The organism is Vibrio sp. 10N.286.52.C3, assembly GCF_041468865.1.
GTDB classification, from domain to species: Bacteria; Pseudomonadota; Gammaproteobacteria; order Enterobacterales; family Vibrionaceae; genus Vibrio; species Vibrio crassostreae_C.
In genome coordinates this window covers 1-16,926 of record NZ_JBFRJM010000017.1, presented here as the reverse complement: position 1 = coordinate 16,926, position 16,926 = coordinate 1, and the positions used below count along the sequence as shown (strand labels likewise).

19 protein-coding genes are annotated in these 16,926 nt (G+C 44.1%); 10 read left to right on the top strand and 9 right to left on the bottom strand.

Features of this window, described 5'->3' with window-relative positions; translation table 11 throughout:
• Positions 1-61 precede the first annotated feature (61 nt).
• Both hutX and hutW read right to left on the bottom strand, forming a co-directional pair.
• The gene (gene hutX, locus AB4138_RS07280; protein ID WP_372174560.1) at positions 62-583 is read right to left on the bottom strand and encodes a heme utilization cystosolic carrier protein HutX; all 522 of its coding nucleotides are present in this window, start codon (positions 581-583) and stop codon (positions 62-64) included.
• Between the two features lie 48 nt (positions 584-631).
• Complete coding sequence (hutW, locus tag AB4138_RS07275) at positions 632-2,041, bottom strand: heme anaerobic degradation radical SAM methyltransferase ChuW/HutW (protein ID WP_017062753.1); 1,410 nt, start codon at positions 2,039-2,041, stop codon at positions 632-634.
• Positions 2,042-2,202: 161 nt separating this feature from the next.
• Between hutW and AB4138_RS07270 the strand changes: the two genes are divergently transcribed.
• The 6 genes from AB4138_RS07270 to AB4138_RS07245 all read left to right on the top strand — a co-directional run bounded on the left by AB4138_RS07270 (position 2,203) and on the right by AB4138_RS07245 (position 7,067).
• Positions 2,203-2,994, top strand: coding sequence for an energy transducer TonB (locus tag AB4138_RS07270; protein ID WP_102321339.1), 792 nt, complete (start codon positions 2,203-2,205; stop codon positions 2,992-2,994).
• Positions 2,995-2,996: 2 nt separating this feature from the next.
• The gene (locus tag AB4138_RS07265; RefSeq protein ID WP_065583702.1) at positions 2,997-3,698 is read left to right on the top strand and encodes a MotA/TolQ/ExbB proton channel family protein; all 702 of its coding nucleotides are present in this window, start codon (positions 2,997-2,999) and stop codon (positions 3,696-3,698) included.
• Complete coding sequence (locus tag AB4138_RS07260) at positions 3,695-4,108, top strand: biopolymer transporter ExbD (protein ID WP_017062756.1); 414 nt, start codon at positions 3,695-3,697, stop codon at positions 4,106-4,108. Before AB4138_RS07265 ends, AB4138_RS07260 begins: the two co-directional genes overlap by 4 nt.
• Before the next feature lie 148 nt (positions 4,109-4,256).
• Positions 4,257-5,144 (top strand): hemin ABC transporter substrate-binding protein, encoded by an 888-nt coding sequence (locus AB4138_RS07255; RefSeq protein ID WP_017062757.1) that lies wholly within the window; start codon positions 4,257-4,259, stop codon positions 5,142-5,144.
• A 103-nt stretch (positions 5,145-5,247) separates the two neighbouring features.
• Positions 5,248-6,285 carry a FecCD family ABC transporter permease gene (locus AB4138_RS07250; RefSeq protein ID WP_372082829.1) on the top strand — a complete coding sequence of 346 codons (1,038 nt, stop codon included), beginning with the start codon at positions 5,248-5,250 and terminating at the stop codon, positions 6,283-6,285.
• Positions 6,285-7,067: a heme ABC transporter ATP-binding protein gene (locus AB4138_RS07245; RefSeq protein ID WP_050620596.1), complete on the top strand. Its 783-nt coding sequence runs from the start codon at positions 6,285-6,287 to the stop codon at positions 7,065-7,067. Before AB4138_RS07250 ends, AB4138_RS07245 begins: the two co-directional genes overlap by 1 nt.
• 384 nt (positions 7,068-7,451) lie before the next feature.
• On the opposite strand, the gene AB4138_RS07240 is transcribed toward AB4138_RS07245, so the two are convergent.
• Positions 7,452-7,913: a TetR/AcrR family transcriptional regulator gene (locus AB4138_RS07240; protein ID WP_017062760.1), complete on the bottom strand. Its 462-nt coding sequence runs from the start codon at positions 7,911-7,913 to the stop codon at positions 7,452-7,454.
• Positions 7,914-8,443: 530 nt separating this feature from the next.
• On the opposite strand from AB4138_RS07240, the gene AB4138_RS07235 reads away from it, so the two are divergent.
• On the top strand, positions 8,444-8,743 hold the full coding sequence (locus AB4138_RS07235; protein WP_017062761.1) for a YfcZ/YiiS family protein: 300 nt from the start codon (positions 8,444-8,446) through the stop codon (positions 8,741-8,743).
• 36 nt (positions 8,744-8,779) lie between these two features.
• Here the strand turns inward: AB4138_RS07235 and AB4138_RS07230 are convergent, their stop codons facing one another.
• On the bottom strand, positions 8,780-9,076 hold the full coding sequence (locus AB4138_RS07230; protein ID WP_102332681.1) for a YnjH family protein: 297 nt from the start codon (positions 9,074-9,076) through the stop codon (positions 8,780-8,782).
• 103 nt (positions 9,077-9,179) lie between these two features.
• Between AB4138_RS07230 and AB4138_RS07225 the strand changes: the two genes are divergently transcribed.
• Positions 9,180-9,779, top strand: a complete 600-nt coding sequence (locus AB4138_RS07225) for a hypothetical protein (RefSeq protein ID WP_017062763.1) — start codon at positions 9,180-9,182, stop codon at positions 9,777-9,779.
• A 141-nt stretch (positions 9,780-9,920) separates the two neighbouring features.
• Here the strand turns inward: AB4138_RS07225 and AB4138_RS07220 are convergent, their stop codons facing one another.
• Positions 9,921-11,027 (bottom strand): 1-acyl-sn-glycerol-3-phosphate acyltransferase, encoded by a 1,107-nt coding sequence (locus tag AB4138_RS07220; protein ID WP_017062764.1) that lies wholly within the window; start codon positions 11,025-11,027, stop codon positions 9,921-9,923.
• A 175-nt stretch (positions 11,028-11,202) separates the two neighbouring features.
• Between AB4138_RS07220 and AB4138_RS07215 the strand changes: the two genes are divergently transcribed.
• Complete coding sequence (locus AB4138_RS07215) at positions 11,203-11,829, top strand: hypothetical protein (RefSeq protein ID WP_017064307.1); 627 nt, start codon at positions 11,203-11,205, stop codon at positions 11,827-11,829.
• Positions 11,830-11,962: 133 nt separating this feature from the next.
• On the opposite strand, the gene AB4138_RS07210 is transcribed toward AB4138_RS07215, so the two are convergent.
• Entirely contained in the window at positions 11,963-12,448 is a 486-nt protein-coding gene (locus AB4138_RS07210) for a hypothetical protein (protein WP_372112659.1), read from the bottom strand.
• Positions 12,449-12,475: 27 nt separating this feature from the next.
• Positions 12,476-12,997, bottom strand: coding sequence for a nicotinate-nicotinamide nucleotide adenylyltransferase (locus AB4138_RS07205; RefSeq protein ID WP_372305474.1), 522 nt, complete (start codon positions 12,995-12,997; stop codon positions 12,476-12,478).
• Positions 12,998-13,106: 109 nt separating this feature from the next.
• Between AB4138_RS07205 and nadE the strand changes: the two genes are divergently transcribed.
• Entirely contained in the window at positions 13,107-13,937 is an 831-nt protein-coding gene (gene nadE / locus AB4138_RS07200; protein ID WP_102393916.1) for an ammonia-dependent NAD(+) synthetase, read from the top strand.
• 106 nt (positions 13,938-14,043) lie between these two features.
• On the opposite strand, the gene AB4138_RS07195 is transcribed toward nadE, so the two are convergent.
• Both AB4138_RS07195 and AB4138_RS07190 read right to left on the bottom strand, forming a co-directional pair.
• Complete coding sequence (locus AB4138_RS07195) at positions 14,044-15,915, bottom strand: MOSC N-terminal beta barrel domain-containing protein (RefSeq protein ID WP_372305471.1); 1,872 nt, start codon at positions 15,913-15,915, stop codon at positions 14,044-14,046.
• Between the two features lie 209 nt (positions 15,916-16,124).
• Positions 16,125-16,926: EAL domain-containing protein (locus AB4138_RS07190; RefSeq protein WP_372305469.1), on the bottom strand; the 802-nt coding region annotated here is incomplete at its 5' end.

Here is a 16,926-nt window from a genome sequence, read left to right as displayed (position 1 = left end):
TGTTTAAGCCAGTTGGCAACCCTATGTAAGATTGCTGCTGATTATTTACTGTAAATTGAACTTAAGCTTGTTCTTTTAGCGCTTTGAAGCGTTCTACTTGGTCGGCAATAAGCTCACGCTTTTCGTTGCGGCCTAGGTAAATCTTAAAAATGTTCTCACCGGTTTCACTGAAGAAGCCGAAGTAATGACTTTCACGACCCATGAACGCCTTGCTCACCAAACCGATATGTTTAACGTTATCAAGTTTAAGGTGACCATGAAGCTCGCCCTCTTTGCCCATTAGGTTGTAGTAACCACGCGCTACCTTACCTTTCGGGAATGGCGCTTTAACTTCAAAGATAGAACCAAATGAATGCACGATAGTGGTCACAGGGCCCCAACCCACTAAACCTTCTAGAATATCTTGAGCACGGCTGCCATCTAGCATTACCGCCATGTCGTTTGGAAAAGCAGCAACCACTTCAACCTCTGAAACACCTAGCTTCTCAGCAATTGCTGTTGGCAGTAGTTTTGGCTCTTCTTCTAAAATTAGAGCTACGCGTTGTTCTAGAGTTTCTGTCATTTCTAATGTTGTATCTGTCATTGAATATGTTCCGTATAAACGAGTAAGTTATAAACTAAAAATTCGATATTAAGCGTGCTTCAAACTTGCATGCGGGTGTACGCCCGAACCTGACGCTTTAGGCGCTGGGTGCATAGCTTGGTATTCAGCGTTAAGCACTTGAATCACACTCTGCGCTAGGCTTACCGCCCAAAAGCTGCCAGCAATAGTCAGGCTCAGATAATCTTCCGAAAGCTCAACTAAACCGTTCTTTTCCCAATGCGCGAACAAAGGCTTGAGGTAGTCGAACGTATCTTGCCCCATAAATCTCGGTAGCGTACTTCTTCTAACAACACCAGAATCGAAACCTGCCTTTAATGTTGAGAAGATAGGCTCTAATGAGCTTTGCTTAGTCATCATGGCAATAGGTAATTGACCTTGCTTTATAGACTCCATGTAGCTGTCTAAAGTTCGATGCTGCATCACACCATGACCGCCGATGTTGCCACCAGCGCCACAACCAATGGGTAGAACTTCGGCATAAGTTTTCGCTAAGCTGTTGTAAATGCTGCGTTCGCGGTTATCACGAGTCCAGTGGTTTACGCTCAGTTGCTTGACCTTATTTTTTGCCATGAACTCCACACCCGCCAAATACATGCTCGCCTTATCTGGCGTATTCGCAGGCGGTGGGATTTTTCCTTTCTCAACAAGATTAAGCATAGGTGCATTGCCCGCAACAATCAGTTGGTAGAGGTCAATGCCGTGTGCGCCAGTAGACATGTAGTCTTCTAAATCTTGTTGGAACACTTCCATAGATTGGTGTGGTAATCCGTATAACAGATCAAGAACGATTGGCGCTTGCTCGGTGCGGCTTAGTGAACTGATACGTTCTAGCACAACCTCTCGGTCATCTAGACGCTTAGCACTACGTCGAACCTGAGTATTGAAACTTTGAATACCGAACGAGAAACGATTGAAGCCACCTTCAAGCGCACGATCAAACATCTCGTCACCAAATCGATTGATGCGCCCTTCCAATGTCATCTCAACATCGTTTGCTAGTGGGAAATATTGACGAATCGCTTTACCCAGCTGCTCAACTTGTTGAGACGACAAATCGGTGGGAGTTCCGCCACCAATATAGACGGCGTGAAATAGTCCAGACTGAGCCCAAGGTGTTTTGGCTTTCTGCTTTAGCTCGACCATCAGTGCATCGAAATACTCATCCACTAATTTACGGCTTGCGGCATTTTGGAAGAAATTGCAGAACGTACAACGCACACGACAGAAAGGAATGTGGATATACAAGCAACGCGTATCCTGTTTTTTCCCTTCACTCAGCATCAGTTCGTCAAAGAGTTCTAACTTCTTACTGGGGTCGACCGGAATTGAACTTCCTCCGGCGTGTGCAGAATGCTTTTTCGCAAACGCAAAACGAAGCGGATCAGGGCTAGAAACGCCCAAGATTGATTCGTCAAACTTATAAATATTAAGACTCATATAATCTCTCTAAACACTTACATAGCAAAGTCTGGAAGACTATTCGCTAAAAACTGAGAGAATCATAAATACACGCAAATGATAATGCAATTGATAATTGATCTTATTTAGATTCTAAGCAATAATCCGATACAGAATTTTGATTTGGTAAAGGATTGATTGTGAACGTTCCTAGATATGTTATTGCAGGCGGTGCATCGTTAGTGATTCATGCCGCGTTGTTGTTTGTCGCTCAAGAATCCAAAGTATTTGCGATGCCTGCAGGTAGCCAATCGAACACGGTATCGATCAACTTCACTCCTAAGAGCGTTCCTTCACAAGCTCAGCAAAAAACAATCACAGAGCCAGTTAAACCTGAGCCAATAAAAGAAACCGTCTCACAAGCCGAACCAAAAACGGTTGAGCCAAAGCAAACTAAGCCAACCCCAAAGAAAAAAGCGATCACCAATAAACCTCAACCAAAGAAAGTTGAGAAAAAAGTGATTGAAAAGAAGGTTGTCGAGAAAAAGCCTGTTCAAAAGAAACCAGTGACTGAGAAAAAGGTGGTGAAGAAAGAACGCCCAGAGCCAGCCACTCAACCAGAGAAACTGGCCGACAAGAAAGTCGATAAGAATATGGACGAATCTGCCAACCAGTCTCAGGAAGTAAACCAAGGCGTATCAAACCAAGAGCCGGTTTTAGTTACTAAGCCTTCGTTCTCTGCGCGTCCTACCCCACCGAATTACCCTCGCCAAGCAAGACGTCGTGGCGTTGAAGGTGTCGCGACTTATGAGATCTGGCTAGACGCTGAAGGCAAACAAATTAAACAAGCATTAGTAAATTCATCAGGCGCGCTAATGCTCGATAACGCCGCATTAGATGCCATTAAACAATGGAAATTCTCACCTCACACTGTCAATGGTCGAGCGATTGCTCACCGAGTACAAATACCTGTTCGTTTTAGGTTGGATTAATCATGCAACAAATCAGTTACTTACAAGATCAACTTGGCTTAATGACTTGGCCTCTTCTTATCTGCTCAGCATTAACAGCAATGATCATCGCTGAACGTGTCTTCCAAGTCATGCTCAGCATTGGTGTGGGCAAACGTGCCATTCGTCGCGAGTTAAACCAAACCTCACCAACCAACAGCAAAGAGATTGAAGCGCTTGCTCAGTCGATTTCAGGTAAACGCCCGCTCTTGTACAAGGGCGTGTCAATGTTGCTTGCTCACCACTCTTTCTCAAAAGGGTTACGTGAAGATGCCGCTGGGATCTGGCTACAAGAAAAACGCCACCAGCTTCATGCAGGTTTAAGACTGCTTGGTTTGATCGGCGTGATCAGCCCACTCATCGGCTTGCTTGGTACGGTACTTGGTCTTATTGAGATGTTTAAAGGCGTTGCCGCGACAACAGGCAGCATCACGCCTAATGATTTGGCAGACGGTCTTGGATTAGCAATGCGAACCACAGCAGCAGGTTTGATGATTGCGCTTCCTGCTATTTCTGGTGCTCAGCTACTAGGGCTATGGGCCGATCGAGTGCTGGCTCAATTGGAGCATACATTGAACTATGTGAATGTGTGGCTAGAAGGCATGTCGATTCAAACCAATCAGTCTGATGATACTCAAGGTAAGCCTATCAACAAAACCTCTATCGGTGATGTGAGTCAAGCATGATTAAAACGCCCCACTCATCTCACACACAGAGCCTAGCGCCAGACTTAACACCGCTGCTCGACATCATTTTTATCGTGATGGTTTTTCTATTGCTTACGGCATCAGTAAAGCTGGAGTCACTGGAAGTTGAGCTACCAAGCTCGGATGTCAAAAACGTTTCTGAAGTCCACAAGGATTCGATTAGCGTCAATATTTTAGACCGCGAACCCTACTGGGCAATTAACGGCCAAGAATACATCGACTGGGAAAATTTCAAGATTGCCCTGTTAGAAGAGACTGGTTCAACGGATAAAAAACCGATCATCATTGGCGCAGATAAAGCCGCTAACGTGGAGAACCTAGTGAAGTTGCTTTCATTCCTTCAAGAAAACGGAATACCAGCGACTCAATTGCTCACGGACGATGGCTAGAGCGACACTCAATTTTCACGAGGTTTGGCTTCTGGTTGATAAAACTAAACAAGCAGACTAAGCCTCTCTATCGATTCGAACTCACAATGCGAACGGACTGCTCACTGAGTATCTTCGCGATACAAAAAGAAAATATAAAGAACTTATTATGAACAACTTAAACGTGCTCAATAAATTAAAGACCAAGACACCTCTTCTTTCATTAGCTGCAATCAGCCTGGCACTTAGCGCACCCGCAATGGCCAACGACGCTGAACAACCTCGAATCATCAGTGCTGGCAGTGCCGTTACTGAATTGGTTTTGGCATTAGGTGCCGAAGAGCAGTTAGTCGCGATTGATGTGACCAGCCACTTCCCTCAAGGAGAAAACCTGCCAAAGATTGGTTATCACCGAAACCTGTCTGCTGAAGGTCTACTCGCCCTAGAGCCAACCACATTGATTGGCTCGGATGAAATGGGACCAGACAACGCTATCTCTCAATTAAAATCGGCAGGCGTCGATGTAGAGATTGTTAACACTGAAGCAAACGTGGAAGGGCTATTAAAGCGTATCGACCAAATCGCAAAGATCACCCATACCGAAGACCACTCGCAGCAAGTGAAAACCGATGTGAATCAAAAGATCGCAGCACTGAAAGCGAACCAAGTACCAAGCAACGAAGCGAAGAAAGTTCTATTCCTGTTGCTGCATGAAGGTCGCCCTGCCAACGTTGCTGGCGGTGAAACATCACCAAACGCAATCATCGAGTTAGCTGGCGGTATCAACCCTGCCGCTCAGAGCTTAACGTCTTACAAGCCACTGTCGATGGAATCACTGGTAGAAATGCAGCCAGATGTGATTTTAGTCAGTGGTCGTAGCTACCAAAAAATGGGCGGTGCTGATGCCATCCTGAAATCGCTACCTATGTTAGCGGCAACGCCTGCAGGTATGAACAAGCAAATCATTACCGTAAATGGCAGTGCTTTGGTTGGCGGGCTTGGCCTAGAAAGCCTCTCTGAAGCAAAGCGTCTAAACGCACTTATCTACCCGCTATAACTCAACCACCCTATTTCTGCTATCGCTAATTCGCTTCCCTCACCAACTGACTCACGCTGTTGTTGAAGGAGGTCGAAGTTAGCGATAGATATTGAGGCCCTTTATGTTGTTACGCTCCGTCCCACTGAAAACGTCGATGTTAGCTCTAGGTGCAACCCTAGCTTTTGTCGCGCTGTACTCGATCACTGTTGGGCCAATGAACATTAGCTTAGCTGACAGCGCAGCGAGCTTAATTAAACCAAACAATGACTTAGCACCTCACATCAACTTAGTGATTCAAGAGATCCGCTTACCTAGAACCATCTTGTGCATGCTGATTGGTGCGATCCTCGCCTTGTGTGGTGCAGTGATGCAGGGTTTGTTTCGAAACCCACTTGCAGAACCTGGCATCATAGGTGTGTCTGCGGGCGCAGCATTAGGTGCTGCACTGGCTATCGTTTTGTTCTCTGAGCTATCGCTTCAATACCCTGCTTTCATGAACTTTGCTGCGGTTCCTGTGTTCGCTTTTCTTGGCGGCGCTTTAACCACGCTGCTGGTGTATAAGCTGGGTACAGGTAAATTCGGCACCTCTGTCACCATCATGTTGTTGGCGGGTGTGGCGATCAGTGCGCTCTCTGGCGCAGGTATTGGCTTCTTGAATTTCATTGCTGATGACCAAATGCTGCGCGATCTTTCATTGTGGTCGATGGGTTCATTGGCGGGCGCTAAGTGGTCAGGAATTTTGCTGGCAGCTGTCACGCTCGTTGGCTTGTTTGTTGTTTTCTACCGCCAAGCGATGTCTCTAAATGCTCTATTACTGGGCGAGTCAGAAGCGCAACACCTTGGTATCCCAGTTCAAAAGCTGAAACGAAAGCTGATTCTACTGACGGCTGCGGGCGTTGGTATCACAGTTAGCCTGTCTGGCATGATTGGTTTTATTGGATTGGTTATCCCACATTTAGGTCGCATGTTAGCAGGCCCTGACCACCGAGTTCTGTTGCCACTATCAGCGGTACTAGGCGCACTGCTGCTAACCGCCGCAGACATGTTCTCACGTGTGGTACTTGCTCCGGCAGAGCTACCTGTAGGTATTGTCACTGCGATTATCGGTGCCCCATTCTTCTTATATCTACTATTTCAACAGAAAGGGAGAATCCTTTAATGTTTCCTTCAGCTTTAAAAGCGACCGATATCGAAGTGAAGTTCGGCAGTAAAGTGATATTAGATGGCGTTTCTATTGAGATTGAAGCGGGAAAGGTAACTACACTGCTTGGGCCAAATGGCGCAGGTAAAAGCACGCTGCTTAAAGCTTTATGCCAAGAGATATCAAGCAACGGCGATATTCAATACTTTGGACACAGCAAAGACAAGTGGCCTTCTCACAAGTTAGCTAAGCACCTTGCTATGCTTCCTCAACACAGCACCTTGACCTTCCCATTCTTGGCACATGAAGTTGTCGAGCTTGGTGGGATTCCTCTGCAAGAATCCAACAAAAAACTAACTAGCATTGCTAGCCAAAAAATGGATGTTGCTGATGTGACTCACCTGAGTGAAAGGCTTTACCCTTCACTATCAGGCGGTGAAAAGCAGCGAGTGCACTTGGCTCGAGTATTAACTCAGCTTCACCACTCTGGTGACCAATGTATTTTGATGCTTGATGAACCAACCTCTGCACTGGATCTTGCCCACCAGCACAACACCTTAAAGATTGCGAGAGAATTAGCCGATAACCACAATGCCGCGGTTATCGTGGTTTTGCATGATCTCAACTTAGCCGCGCAGTATTCCGATCGATTGGTGGTATTGAAAGATGGCAATTTGGTGTGTGATGGCAAGCCTTGGGATGCACTGAAACCTTCGATGATAGAAGATGTGTATGGTTACAAAAGTATCGTAGAAAAACACCCAACCATGAGCTTCCCTCAGGTTCACCCCGCACAATAAGTCCGATTAAGGAGCGACTCGTTTTGAGTATTCGTTCTTGATAACAATGACGTAATCCTAAGCCTCGATTTGTTCGGGGCTTTTTATTGGCTCACAGCCACTCTCTCGGCTTAAACTCAATTTTATTAACAACCACAACAGCAAGCACCAAAACGACTCACCTTGAGCATTTGAGGCTCTAGAAATGAACTCTACTTGTTAGGGTTACTTAGCTTTTAACACTGAAGAGAAAAACAAGCCGCGGGCGTAAGCATATAAAAAGAAAAGAAATAACATCATTCAGCAAACAGCAACATCGGTGTGGGATTGAGAGAAAAACGCACAAGAAGTGAAACGGCAGGCACAAAAAAAGCCCCCGCAGGAGCTTCTTTTATTGAGTGCTGATTATTGGCTCATACGAATCAATGATTTACCAATCAACCACTCTAGTTCTTTACCGCTAGTATCGCCAAACTGAGTTTCAGTCAGCTTGTATAGACGATCAATACCGTTTGCAGCGAACTCATGCGCGCTCTCAGCAGTAACGATATGATGGAAAAGTAAACGTAAGATTGCTAGGAACTCAGCGTCTTCAAGTGCTGCAACCCAGCTAGCTGAAAATGCGTCAAGGCCATTTTCGAAGTCAATGTGTTCCACGAACATCTTGAAAATACGACCGTCTAGAGCAGCAGTAAAATCCGTTTTCTTTGGAAAGTGATGACTTATACCTGTACGAGAAACACCCGTTTGTTGACTCAACGTCGTGTATGACATCTTGTCGTAACCCAATCTTAGTAGCTGGTCTACAACGGCATCCATGATTTTCTGGATCGTGATTTCTGTATCTTCTTTACTACGCTTTGGCATATTCAGGCTCTTCTCTTTGTAAATCCATCTAACTCAATCAAATGAAGTCAGAATGAAAATCGTTATCAGCATTATGTGAGCAAGGTATTTTTTCGCAAGTATTTATAACTAAATTCACACAAATACTATGTACGAACAATTTTACAGTGATGCCTCTTTGGACACTTTGTCTAATTATTCTTCGAAAATCACCTTACAATCCTAAGTCGATAAGTTTAAATAACTACTTAGAATATGAAATACCCAACGAAAAATTCATTGTATAAATACCTATCAAGCGATAGATAGTCTTATAAAATCATTTCTGGCGCAACTAAGTGAATGATATTCTGACATATTAATAACATTCCTCTTCAACAAAACGTGAGGTAAATCACATACATATTTGGCGGCGCGAATATAGATATTCATCAAACACCTTAACAAACAACATAGCATACCAGTATAAATTAGTTCAAAGGTTTTAATTTTTGTAGATACAGTTCAAATTGCTCGTTAGAATAACCTCAGACTTTGTAAGAGGATTATTTATGAGCCAAGATATTGGTAACAACGATGTATGTGAGGCTTGCGGCTGTGCAGGCGAAATCGGGTTCATCATTAAAGAAGGCGACGATGTTGCTGAAGTAACGGTTTACGGAAACTCAAAAGCACTGATTGAAGCTGAGTTTGCTAAGTATGTTGAACTTGCTAAACAAGTGTCTAGCAACGTTGAGTTCGAAGCATCAGAGATGACTGAAGAAAGCACAGAGTTGCACGCTCGCTTTAAATTTGAAGTTAGCGCTGAGAAGATTATTTTTGAACTTAAGACTCGCTCTCTAGCGCGTTAATATAAGCATTTATATGCTTATTAAAAGACGAGTGAATTACTCGTCTTTTTTTAATTGAACCCAAGCCAGTGACCCATTTTGCTCAAAATCATTTTCTGCAGCGCACTGAATCACTACGCCCCCTACCTCTAACACTGCCCCAATACTATAAGCCTTGTCATCATAATAACAAACTCGTTGCTGTTGACTGCCTTGTGTCACCACTACCGCAGCTTTACCGGGCGTTGAAATTACTTTATTGGCACTCGCAGACATTGAGCCAAACAATGAAGCGGCTATCAGAAAGACCTTAATAATTCGTATATTTACTCTAATCATTGATTTACCTATCATCTTTGCTCCATTCCTCGTTAATCTACCGCCAAATGGGTAAAACACTATGCGAGATTAATTTTTCCATTATAGTGTAAGCGTCTATCGTAATAAGAAGCCTGTTATGCTCAGAATAATTGCACTTATTATTGGTTCCTTAACCATAACAAATGTCAGTGCTGAACCACTCGATCACTATCAAATATTGAACCATCTCGATAATTACGGAAACTTATATCTACGAAATAAGCCTTATACATCACTTCCAACTGGCTTGGTGGTAGATGGTAATCTCAATATAGAGAATACTGCGATCACACGCCTACCCAAAGGGTTAGAAGTGAACGGCAGCCTTAAAGGCTCTAACAGCCAACTCGCTCGAGTCCCGAGCGGGGTTAAGATAAAAGGTTACGTCGACTTGATTGGCAGCCAAATCACCAGCTGGCCAAGAGGTGTAAGAGTGGGCGGCTTTATCAACCTCACCGACACTCCACTGGAAAGGCTACCGAATGGCTTTAGAGTAAAAGGCGATCTGAGCGTGATCCGCACTCCTTTAACCGAGTTACCCAACGGGATCGTGATTGACGGCGACCTTTATATAGGTGGTTCTGGGATTACAACATTCCCCGAGACCATGACAGTCAAAGGCAACATCTATCTGGGCGGCAACACCGTAACCAAATGGCCAACCAATCTAGATCTCGGTGGTGCAGTCGCTCGCTAATTCAGGCTAATGCTCTAATGCTCTAATGCTCTAATGCTCGATCGCAGCAACAAATGGTGATTCAGAAACAAAAAAGGAGCCCAAGGCTCCTTTTTCAATTCAATCAAGTTGCTAATCAACTAGCAAGCTAACTAACGCTCGTTAACCAATGTTCTTCACTGGGTTGGCGTAGCTATCGATCAAGTACTGACGCGCACCTTGTGGCAGGCTCGACAGTTTAGCTTCAAACTCTTGTTTAACGGCCGCTGTAATCGACTCATCTTCTTTTTCTGCTGCCAGCAAGTTTACTGGGAACAGTTTGTAGTTATCGTGGATCTGACGATCGATCTCTTCAGCAAGCGCTTCAGGCGTATCAAAATCTTGGTCGATAACCTGACCGAAACCAACGTGAACGCGTCCTTTATCACCGATGATGCCTTGAATGATACTTTCGATATCTTCAAACTCACCCTTTTCGTAACTGCCGTTTACGTCTTTTTCGAAAAGCTCTATCGCTTTAGCCGTGTCACATGGGTCGTTCTCGTAAGAAATAGCCACAGGAACAATCTTCAATGACTTCACGTATTCAGGGAAAGCAATTTTTTGCTTACGTCCTTCAACGTGGAACATTTTCAAAATTGCTGGCTCAGTAAAATCGTTACCGTCTTTCGCACGACCTTCCTTTTGAGCGATCCAGATTGAGTTGCCCGTTTCTAGAGAGTGCTTAATGTAAGAAGACAACTGCCCTAGCGCTTTCATCATCTCACGCGGTCCTTTCAAAGAACGCTTTACGATGAAGCTCTTGTTTAAACGCATCAATTCAGTCGCACATGGCTTTTTCAACAGGTTGTCTCCGATAGCGATACGACAAGTCTGATGATTATTTTGATGCAGAGCGTAATTTACTAACGCAGGATCCATAGCAATGTCACGATGGTTTGATACAAACAGATAAGCTTGGTTCGCATCCAGTGACTCGATACCCGTGTACGTCACACCGTTAGTGGTTTTCGCTAACGTGTCGCGTAAGTACTTTTTCACTTCAATCTGAATGGATTCAACGCTAGTCAGCTTGCTCCACTTCATTTTTAAGTACACACGCAAAATCGGGCTCATTAATGCTTTGAACCAAGACGCATGGTTTGAAAAACGGTAGTGCAAGATTGCACTGATAAATTCTTCATCATTAATAAGACGGTTTAGTGCCGCTGGAATTTCATCATCGCCGTAAGGACGAATATCAACATATGGATCGGTTGGAGAGGTCATTTTTTAATTCATATAATAAAAAGCTGGCTCATTCTACGCGTTGTTTTGACTTCTCGCAGCTACAGAGCCCATACTTTTGACAAGGTCAGACCAGAAACATTGAAAATCCCCTGTTATTGTTGGCATTCTTTAAGATTAACGGTAATCTTGACGCCCCAAAATTAAGGTACTATCTATGAACTTCGCTATTGAATATACATCGGCTTACTTTTCACACTTGGTGATCACACCACGCAAGAAAGTACTTAAACATAGCCTTGTATCGGTTCAAAGTGGCTTGGTTTTGATTAAGTTAGGCAAACAAGAGTATGCCGTTGAACCAGGACAAAGCGTCTGGATTCCATACGACTGCCTAACGTCACTGACCTACTTTCCAAACACTCAGGTTAACCGTGTCGATTTTTCTGTTCGTTTGACGGATTCATTCCCAAGACAAGCGGGTTACATCACGCAAACGAACCTCTCTTCGGCACTACTAGAAAAGCTAGAACAAACCAAAGCTCGCGCTTCTAATGCCAATAATACGGAACAAGCGTTTAAAGATATGCTTTCTGTATTGAAGCAAGAAGTGTTGTCGTTTAAACCCCTGCTTTGCGAAAGTGCTCTTTCTCAGCGATTCAATCAATGGAACATTGATGATTCAAACCTGCCACAAGAGCACACTCTGGTGATGGTGATGCGAGAAGCGAAGAAGCGCATGCAGTCAGGTCAAAAACGTTCACTTGTGATTGATGATCTGTTCTCAGGTAAAGAAGAAGAGTTCGAGCAACTGTGTATGCTTGTTTTTGGTGAAGATTTATAGCTTGGCGGAAAGTGAGTGCTGGTATTAAAACTCGCAAGCCAGATACTAAAAAGCCGCAAAAACTGAGTTTTTGCGGCTTTTTTAATTTTTACTATTTAGACGTAGATAGCAATCTATCTGTGCATCTGCCTGTCTAAAATGGCAACTCAACCTGCATCATTAGGTCGGCGTCACGTGAGTCGTGCCAACGATAATCAAAGCGCATACGCGGCTGCCCTTCGACTTTCTCGCCAAAACCGATGCTGAGTTGAAGACCATGATTCATCAACCACTCCTCTGTAGACATATCATACTCCTCGTCTTCAAGGTCTTCTGGAAACCACATACCCAAGCCAACATAGTTTGACTCAATGCTTTGTGTCAGCAATGGCGAGTCTTTACTTTGAAGTACCCAATCAGACCAATAGTCCGGTGTGCTTTCAGGTTCATCATCGCTCAGCCCACTGATTTCCATCATACGTTGGCCAAAAGACTCAATGCTGGTCGAGAAATCTAGACAATTGTCATCTTCATCAGAAGTCAGCATGATTGAATCTAAGCTAAAAAAATCACACTCAGCATACGCAGGCATACTACATGCTGCCATGATCAACGTCGCTGATATCGCGCTCTTTAGCATAGTCCTCTGACCTCTTGATTAGTGAACTTACATTATCTGATACAGTACACTATCTTGCAACATCTTTGTAACTGACTTTGTACTCAGTTTTGCAACATCGCTTCCACTTATCAGTGCATTACGTATGTCTGTGCTGCGAATTTTCACTTTTTCAGGGCAAGCCATTACAGACCACTGCTCGGTAATCTCATCTGATTTATAGAAAGATGAGAACTTAAAGAAGTTATCTGGGCCAATAACAAACGTCAGTTCAGCGTCACGATGTAACTTTTGAAGTTCACTGAGCACTGCATAAGTCGTGACGCTTTCACCTGGGGTAAATAGGCTCTTTTCGATCAAAGAAAGCTCCACTTGATCCAGTGAAAGATCGCTAATAAATGCGTTAACTAACTGACATCTCATATCAAAGTCTAGCATCTCTTTTCCCCAAGCATGGGCAATACTTGGAACGAGTAGAATTTTGTCAAAGTGAGCCAACGAATCAATCACACTTTTGTGCCCTAAGCTCGGTGGATTAAACGCACTACCGAAAATGGCTATTTTTTCCATTGTTTATTACTGCCTTCTCTTTCTAAGCTTGTGCAAAGAGGTTTTTAAATCGGATGATTTAGGTATGATAACACTAGATTTTTAATTTGCTTGCAGGAAAGGAATACGAATGGAACAGTTAATTCGTGACGAAATGCGCGTACTACCTTCAATTGACCCTCACTTCGAAGTGACTCGTCGTGTGGACTTTATTAAAACGAAACTTCAGCAGTCAGGCTGCAAGTCTCTGATCCTTGGTATCAGTGGCGGTGTGGATTCGACAACTTGTGGCCGTTTAGCACAAATGGCCGTTGATAGCCTAAATGAAAACGCTGGTAGCAACGACTACCAATTCATCGCGGTTCGCCTGCCTTACGGTGAACAAAAAGATGAAGACGAAGCGCAACTTGCGCTGTCTTTCATTCAGCCTTCTCAATCTGTTTCTGTAAACATTAAAGCGGGTGTTGATGGGCTTCACGCTGCATCTCACATTGCTCTAGAGGGCACAGGCCTACTACCAACAGATTCAGCAAAAATCGACTTTGTGAAAGGCAATGTGAAAGCTCGAGCTCGCATGATCGCACAATACGAAATTGCAGGTTACGTTGGCGGTCTTGTCATCGGTACTGACCACTCAGCTGAAAATATCACTGGCTTCTACACCAAGCACGGTGACGGCGCATGTGATTTAGCGCCTTTGTTTGGCCTGAACAAGCGTCAAGTTCGTGAACTTGCAGCAACGCTAGGTGCGCCAGAGCTATTGGTTAAGAAAGTGCCTACTGCCGACCTAGAAGAGCTTGATCCACAGAAAGCCGACGAAGCAGCATTGAACCTTTCTTACGACCAAATCGATGATTTCCTTGAAGGTAAAGAAGTCCCTCAAGACGTGTCAGACCGCTTAGTAGGCATCTACAAAGCAACACAGCACAAGCGTCAACCGATCCCAACGATCTACGATTAATTGTTTGAATTAATCTTAGAATCAAAAAGGCCGGAAGTTCATTTCAGTGAACTTCCGGCCTTTTCTATTCAATGTGCTTTTCTTTCTGGCCTTCCGACCTACCGAGTTAGTCTACAACTTCGATATCAGTTTGAGGCACACTGCAACACGCCAGTATTTGCCCCATGTTGCGTTCATGCTCTTGCAACGCCGGTACATCAGGTTGATGAACTTGCCCGGACTCAAGGGTCACTTTACAAGCACCGCAGAAGCCCGCACGGCAACTAGAAGCGATAGACACGCCCGCTGACTCAGCTTGCTCTAGCAAAGTGGATTGATTATTACCTTCGAACAAGTAGCCATTGACACTCAATTGCAGTTGCTTCACAGCTTTCTCAGTCGACTGAGCGACACCAAACGCTTCTTGATGGTAATGCTGAGGGTTAAGCCCCATTTGAATCAGCAGTTTCTTGGCATTATCCATAAAGCCATCAGGGCCACACACGAACGCTTGGCGTTTGTGTAGTTCTTCGATTTTAGCTACATGAGACACGCTCAAACGTCCTGATAAACCATCCCACTCTTTCGCTGGCTGGCTTAACGAATAGATAACACGCAATCCTGCATGGTCATTGGCAATTTGATCGATCTCCGCTTGATAAGGGATATCTTCTTCGCTGCTGCATTGATGATAGAAAACCACATCATCAATCTGAGCATGGTCGGCTAAATAACGAAGCATCGACAACATTGGCGTAATACCGCTACCCGCAGACAAAAGCAGCAGTGGGTGCTTAGGGTTTTGTTCTAAATAGAAAGCGCCATCTGGATTTTGAGCAACAAGCGTATCACCGACTTGGAAGTGATCATTGAGCCAGTTTGAGATTTGACCATCGTCCACTCGCTTCACGGAAATCGCCAAACGACCTGCGCGTGATGGGCTCGAAGATAACGTGTAACGACGAGACACTTTTTCGCCATTAATTACCATTTCAATCGGTAGATGTTGCCCTGGCTGATAGCTTGGTAATGCGTAGTTCTCTTTCGCTGGTTCTAGCCAGAACGTCGTAAAGTCTCGGGCGATCTCTTCACGCTCAACGCAAGTTAAGTGTAGCGATTCTACCCATGTATCTTCGTAGTGCTCTTTTTCTTTAGTTTCTAATACTTCAACAACATCACCGGCTTTGACTAAGCCTTCATTTTTAGCCACAAGGTTTTGGCCAAAGAAAACGCCACCGCGCTCGTTGGCTCTGAACGTAGAAAAGGTATTGAGTGGCTCTTTTGTTGCTCTGAATTCGCCGCTCTCAACATCGACTGTCGTTAGGATACAGCGCTCACAAGGCTTCACCGCTTCAAATTCAACCTCACCAATTCGAATGCGCTTCCAACCATCTTCAGCAAACGCTTCAGTGTTTGAGACGACAAAATTGGTGCGGAACTGATCCATGGAATGCGTTTCAGGACTACGGCGATTCAACTCATCAAGCGAAGCTTGGCTGATGATTAACATCGGGTAACCATCGGCGAAACTGACATTCTGACCAAGCTTTTCTCGAACACGATTAGATTGCTCACCACAGAACAGAAGTTCTACGCGAACACCAAGCACATCGCTAAACCAATCATCCGCCTCGTCGTTGGTGGTATACGCAGTGAAGCTATCTTTCCACACTGTTGCAGGCGCTTCTTGCATCTTGAAGTTTGCATATTTTAGGCGCAGCGGTTCTTTGCCTTCGTAAGTAAAAATCAAACCGTCTGGCTGCAAGCTAGAAGACACCTTGACCATTTTAGGGTACTTACGCGCCGTCACCATTGAGCCGTCAGCCAAGGCCAACATAAAACGTCTGTCGAAGGTAAGGCCCTGTTTTTCGACCCAAGCAGAAGAGAGTGCAATCCCACCTACTGATTTAACCGGAAACACATTAATTTGAGATAAGGAGGGCTGTTGACCTGAAAGCTCTTGCTCCAAGGCCTTTTGATCCAAAGGTGACTGCGACATAACGATTCCAATGTTTTGTTGTTTGTCCCAATGCTAACAAATGGTTATAAATAGATAAACTGGCAGGCATTAAACACTTGATACTAAGTAGGCATGATTAAACTAATAGAATGGCATTATGTTCCGGCAAACCTAAAACTCTTGAAACTAACGATGATGCTTTACACACTAAAAGTAACCCGAATTTATTCACGCTATTTTTAAGTAGATCAGCAATATGCTGCACCTTGTTTCGACAATTGACTCAATGAGCCAGGTTTGCCTAAGTGATAGCCCTGAAAATAATCTATGCCCTGCGATTGTGCAAAACGTAAATCTTCATGGTTTTCTATACCTTCAGATAACAATTCAATCTGATACTTCCGAGCTAAAAATCTAAGACGCTCCCAAAAGGTCGAATTATCACTCCGGTTTCTCATTAACGACCGATCTATTTTCACTATGTTCGGTTTAACAACCCTAATCAGTGCTTCACCAGTGTTATAACCACTGCCATAGTCATCTATCGCGATTTTAATTCCAAGACCACGACATACTCCAAACTGGGACATCATCCTTTTCTCGTCAATGCCAACCGGGTATTGTTCATTCTCAGTAAGCTCAATCCATAAGGTTATACCCAACTTATTACATGCTTGCCAAATTGGGGAAATATCACGTAGAAAAGTGAAACTTAAAACGTGATCAGGGGAGATATTAATAGTCAGAAAATCAATCATTTTCTTCTGAGACAATAATTCCTCGGACACTCTTAACAAGAATATTTGAGTAAACCATGCAATCTTCTTAGAGTCTAACAGACAGCGAATTGACGATTCAACATCGTGCCCTTTTTCCCAACGTAACAAAACCTCAGCACCGACAGTTCCATTGCCATTAGTTATCGGTTGAAAAACAGGATAAAACAATCCCTGATTAACATCGTCAATAAGTGCTTCGGCTTGTAAATTTTCAGACAACATATTCGTATTCATAAACAAACCTCTTTTTGTGCATATTTCGGAGCATTCC

Excerpts from the sequence above, each read along its gene's own strand:
- hutX (WP_372174560.1), bottom strand. The coding sequence starts at position 583 with ATGACAGATACAACATTAGAAATGACAGAAACTCTAGAACAACGCGTA.
- hutW (WP_017062753.1), bottom strand. The coding sequence starts at position 2,041 with ATGAGTCTTAATATTTATAAGTTTGACGAATCAATCTTGGGCGTTTCT.
- AB4138_RS07265 (WP_065583702.1), top strand. The coding sequence starts at position 2,997 with ATGCAACAAATCAGTTACTTACAAGATCAACTTGGCTTAATGACTTGG.
- AB4138_RS07260 (WP_017062756.1), top strand. The coding sequence starts at position 3,695 with ATGATTAAAACGCCCCACTCATCTCACACACAGAGCCTAGCGCCAGAC.
- AB4138_RS07255 (WP_017062757.1), top strand. The coding sequence starts at position 4,257 with ATGAACAACTTAAACGTGCTCAATAAATTAAAGACCAAGACACCTCTT.
- AB4138_RS07250 (WP_372082829.1), top strand. The coding sequence starts at position 5,248 with ATGTTGTTACGCTCCGTCCCACTGAAAACGTCGATGTTAGCTCTAGGT.
- AB4138_RS07245 (WP_050620596.1), top strand. The coding sequence starts at position 6,285 with ATGTTTCCTTCAGCTTTAAAAGCGACCGATATCGAAGTGAAGTTCGGC.
- AB4138_RS07240 (WP_017062760.1), bottom strand. The coding sequence starts at position 7,913 with ATGCCAAAGCGTAGTAAAGAAGATACAGAAATCACGATCCAGAAAATC.
- AB4138_RS07235 (WP_017062761.1), top strand. The coding sequence starts at position 8,444 with ATGAGCCAAGATATTGGTAACAACGATGTATGTGAGGCTTGCGGCTGT.
- AB4138_RS07230 (WP_102332681.1), bottom strand. The coding sequence starts at position 9,076 with ATGATAGGTAAATCAATGATTAGAGTAAATATACGAATTATTAAGGTC.
- AB4138_RS07225 (WP_017062763.1), top strand. The coding sequence starts at position 9,180 with ATGCTCAGAATAATTGCACTTATTATTGGTTCCTTAACCATAACAAAT.
- AB4138_RS07220 (WP_017062764.1), bottom strand. The coding sequence starts at position 11,027 with ATGACCTCTCCAACCGATCCATATGTTGATATTCGTCCTTACGGCGAT.
- AB4138_RS07215 (WP_017064307.1), top strand. The coding sequence starts at position 11,203 with ATGAACTTCGCTATTGAATATACATCGGCTTACTTTTCACACTTGGTG.
- AB4138_RS07210 (WP_372112659.1), bottom strand. The coding sequence starts at position 12,448 with ATGCTAAAGAGCGCGATATCAGCGACGTTGATCATGGCAGCATGTAGT.
- AB4138_RS07205 (WP_372305474.1), bottom strand. The coding sequence starts at position 12,997 with ATGGAAAAAATAGCCATTTTCGGTAGTGCGTTTAATCCACCGAGCTTA.
- nadE (WP_102393916.1), top strand. The coding sequence starts at position 13,107 with ATGGAACAGTTAATTCGTGACGAAATGCGCGTACTACCTTCAATTGAC.
- AB4138_RS07195 (WP_372305471.1), bottom strand. The coding sequence starts at position 15,915 with ATGTCGCAGTCACCTTTGGATCAAAAGGCCTTGGAGCAAGAGCTTTCA.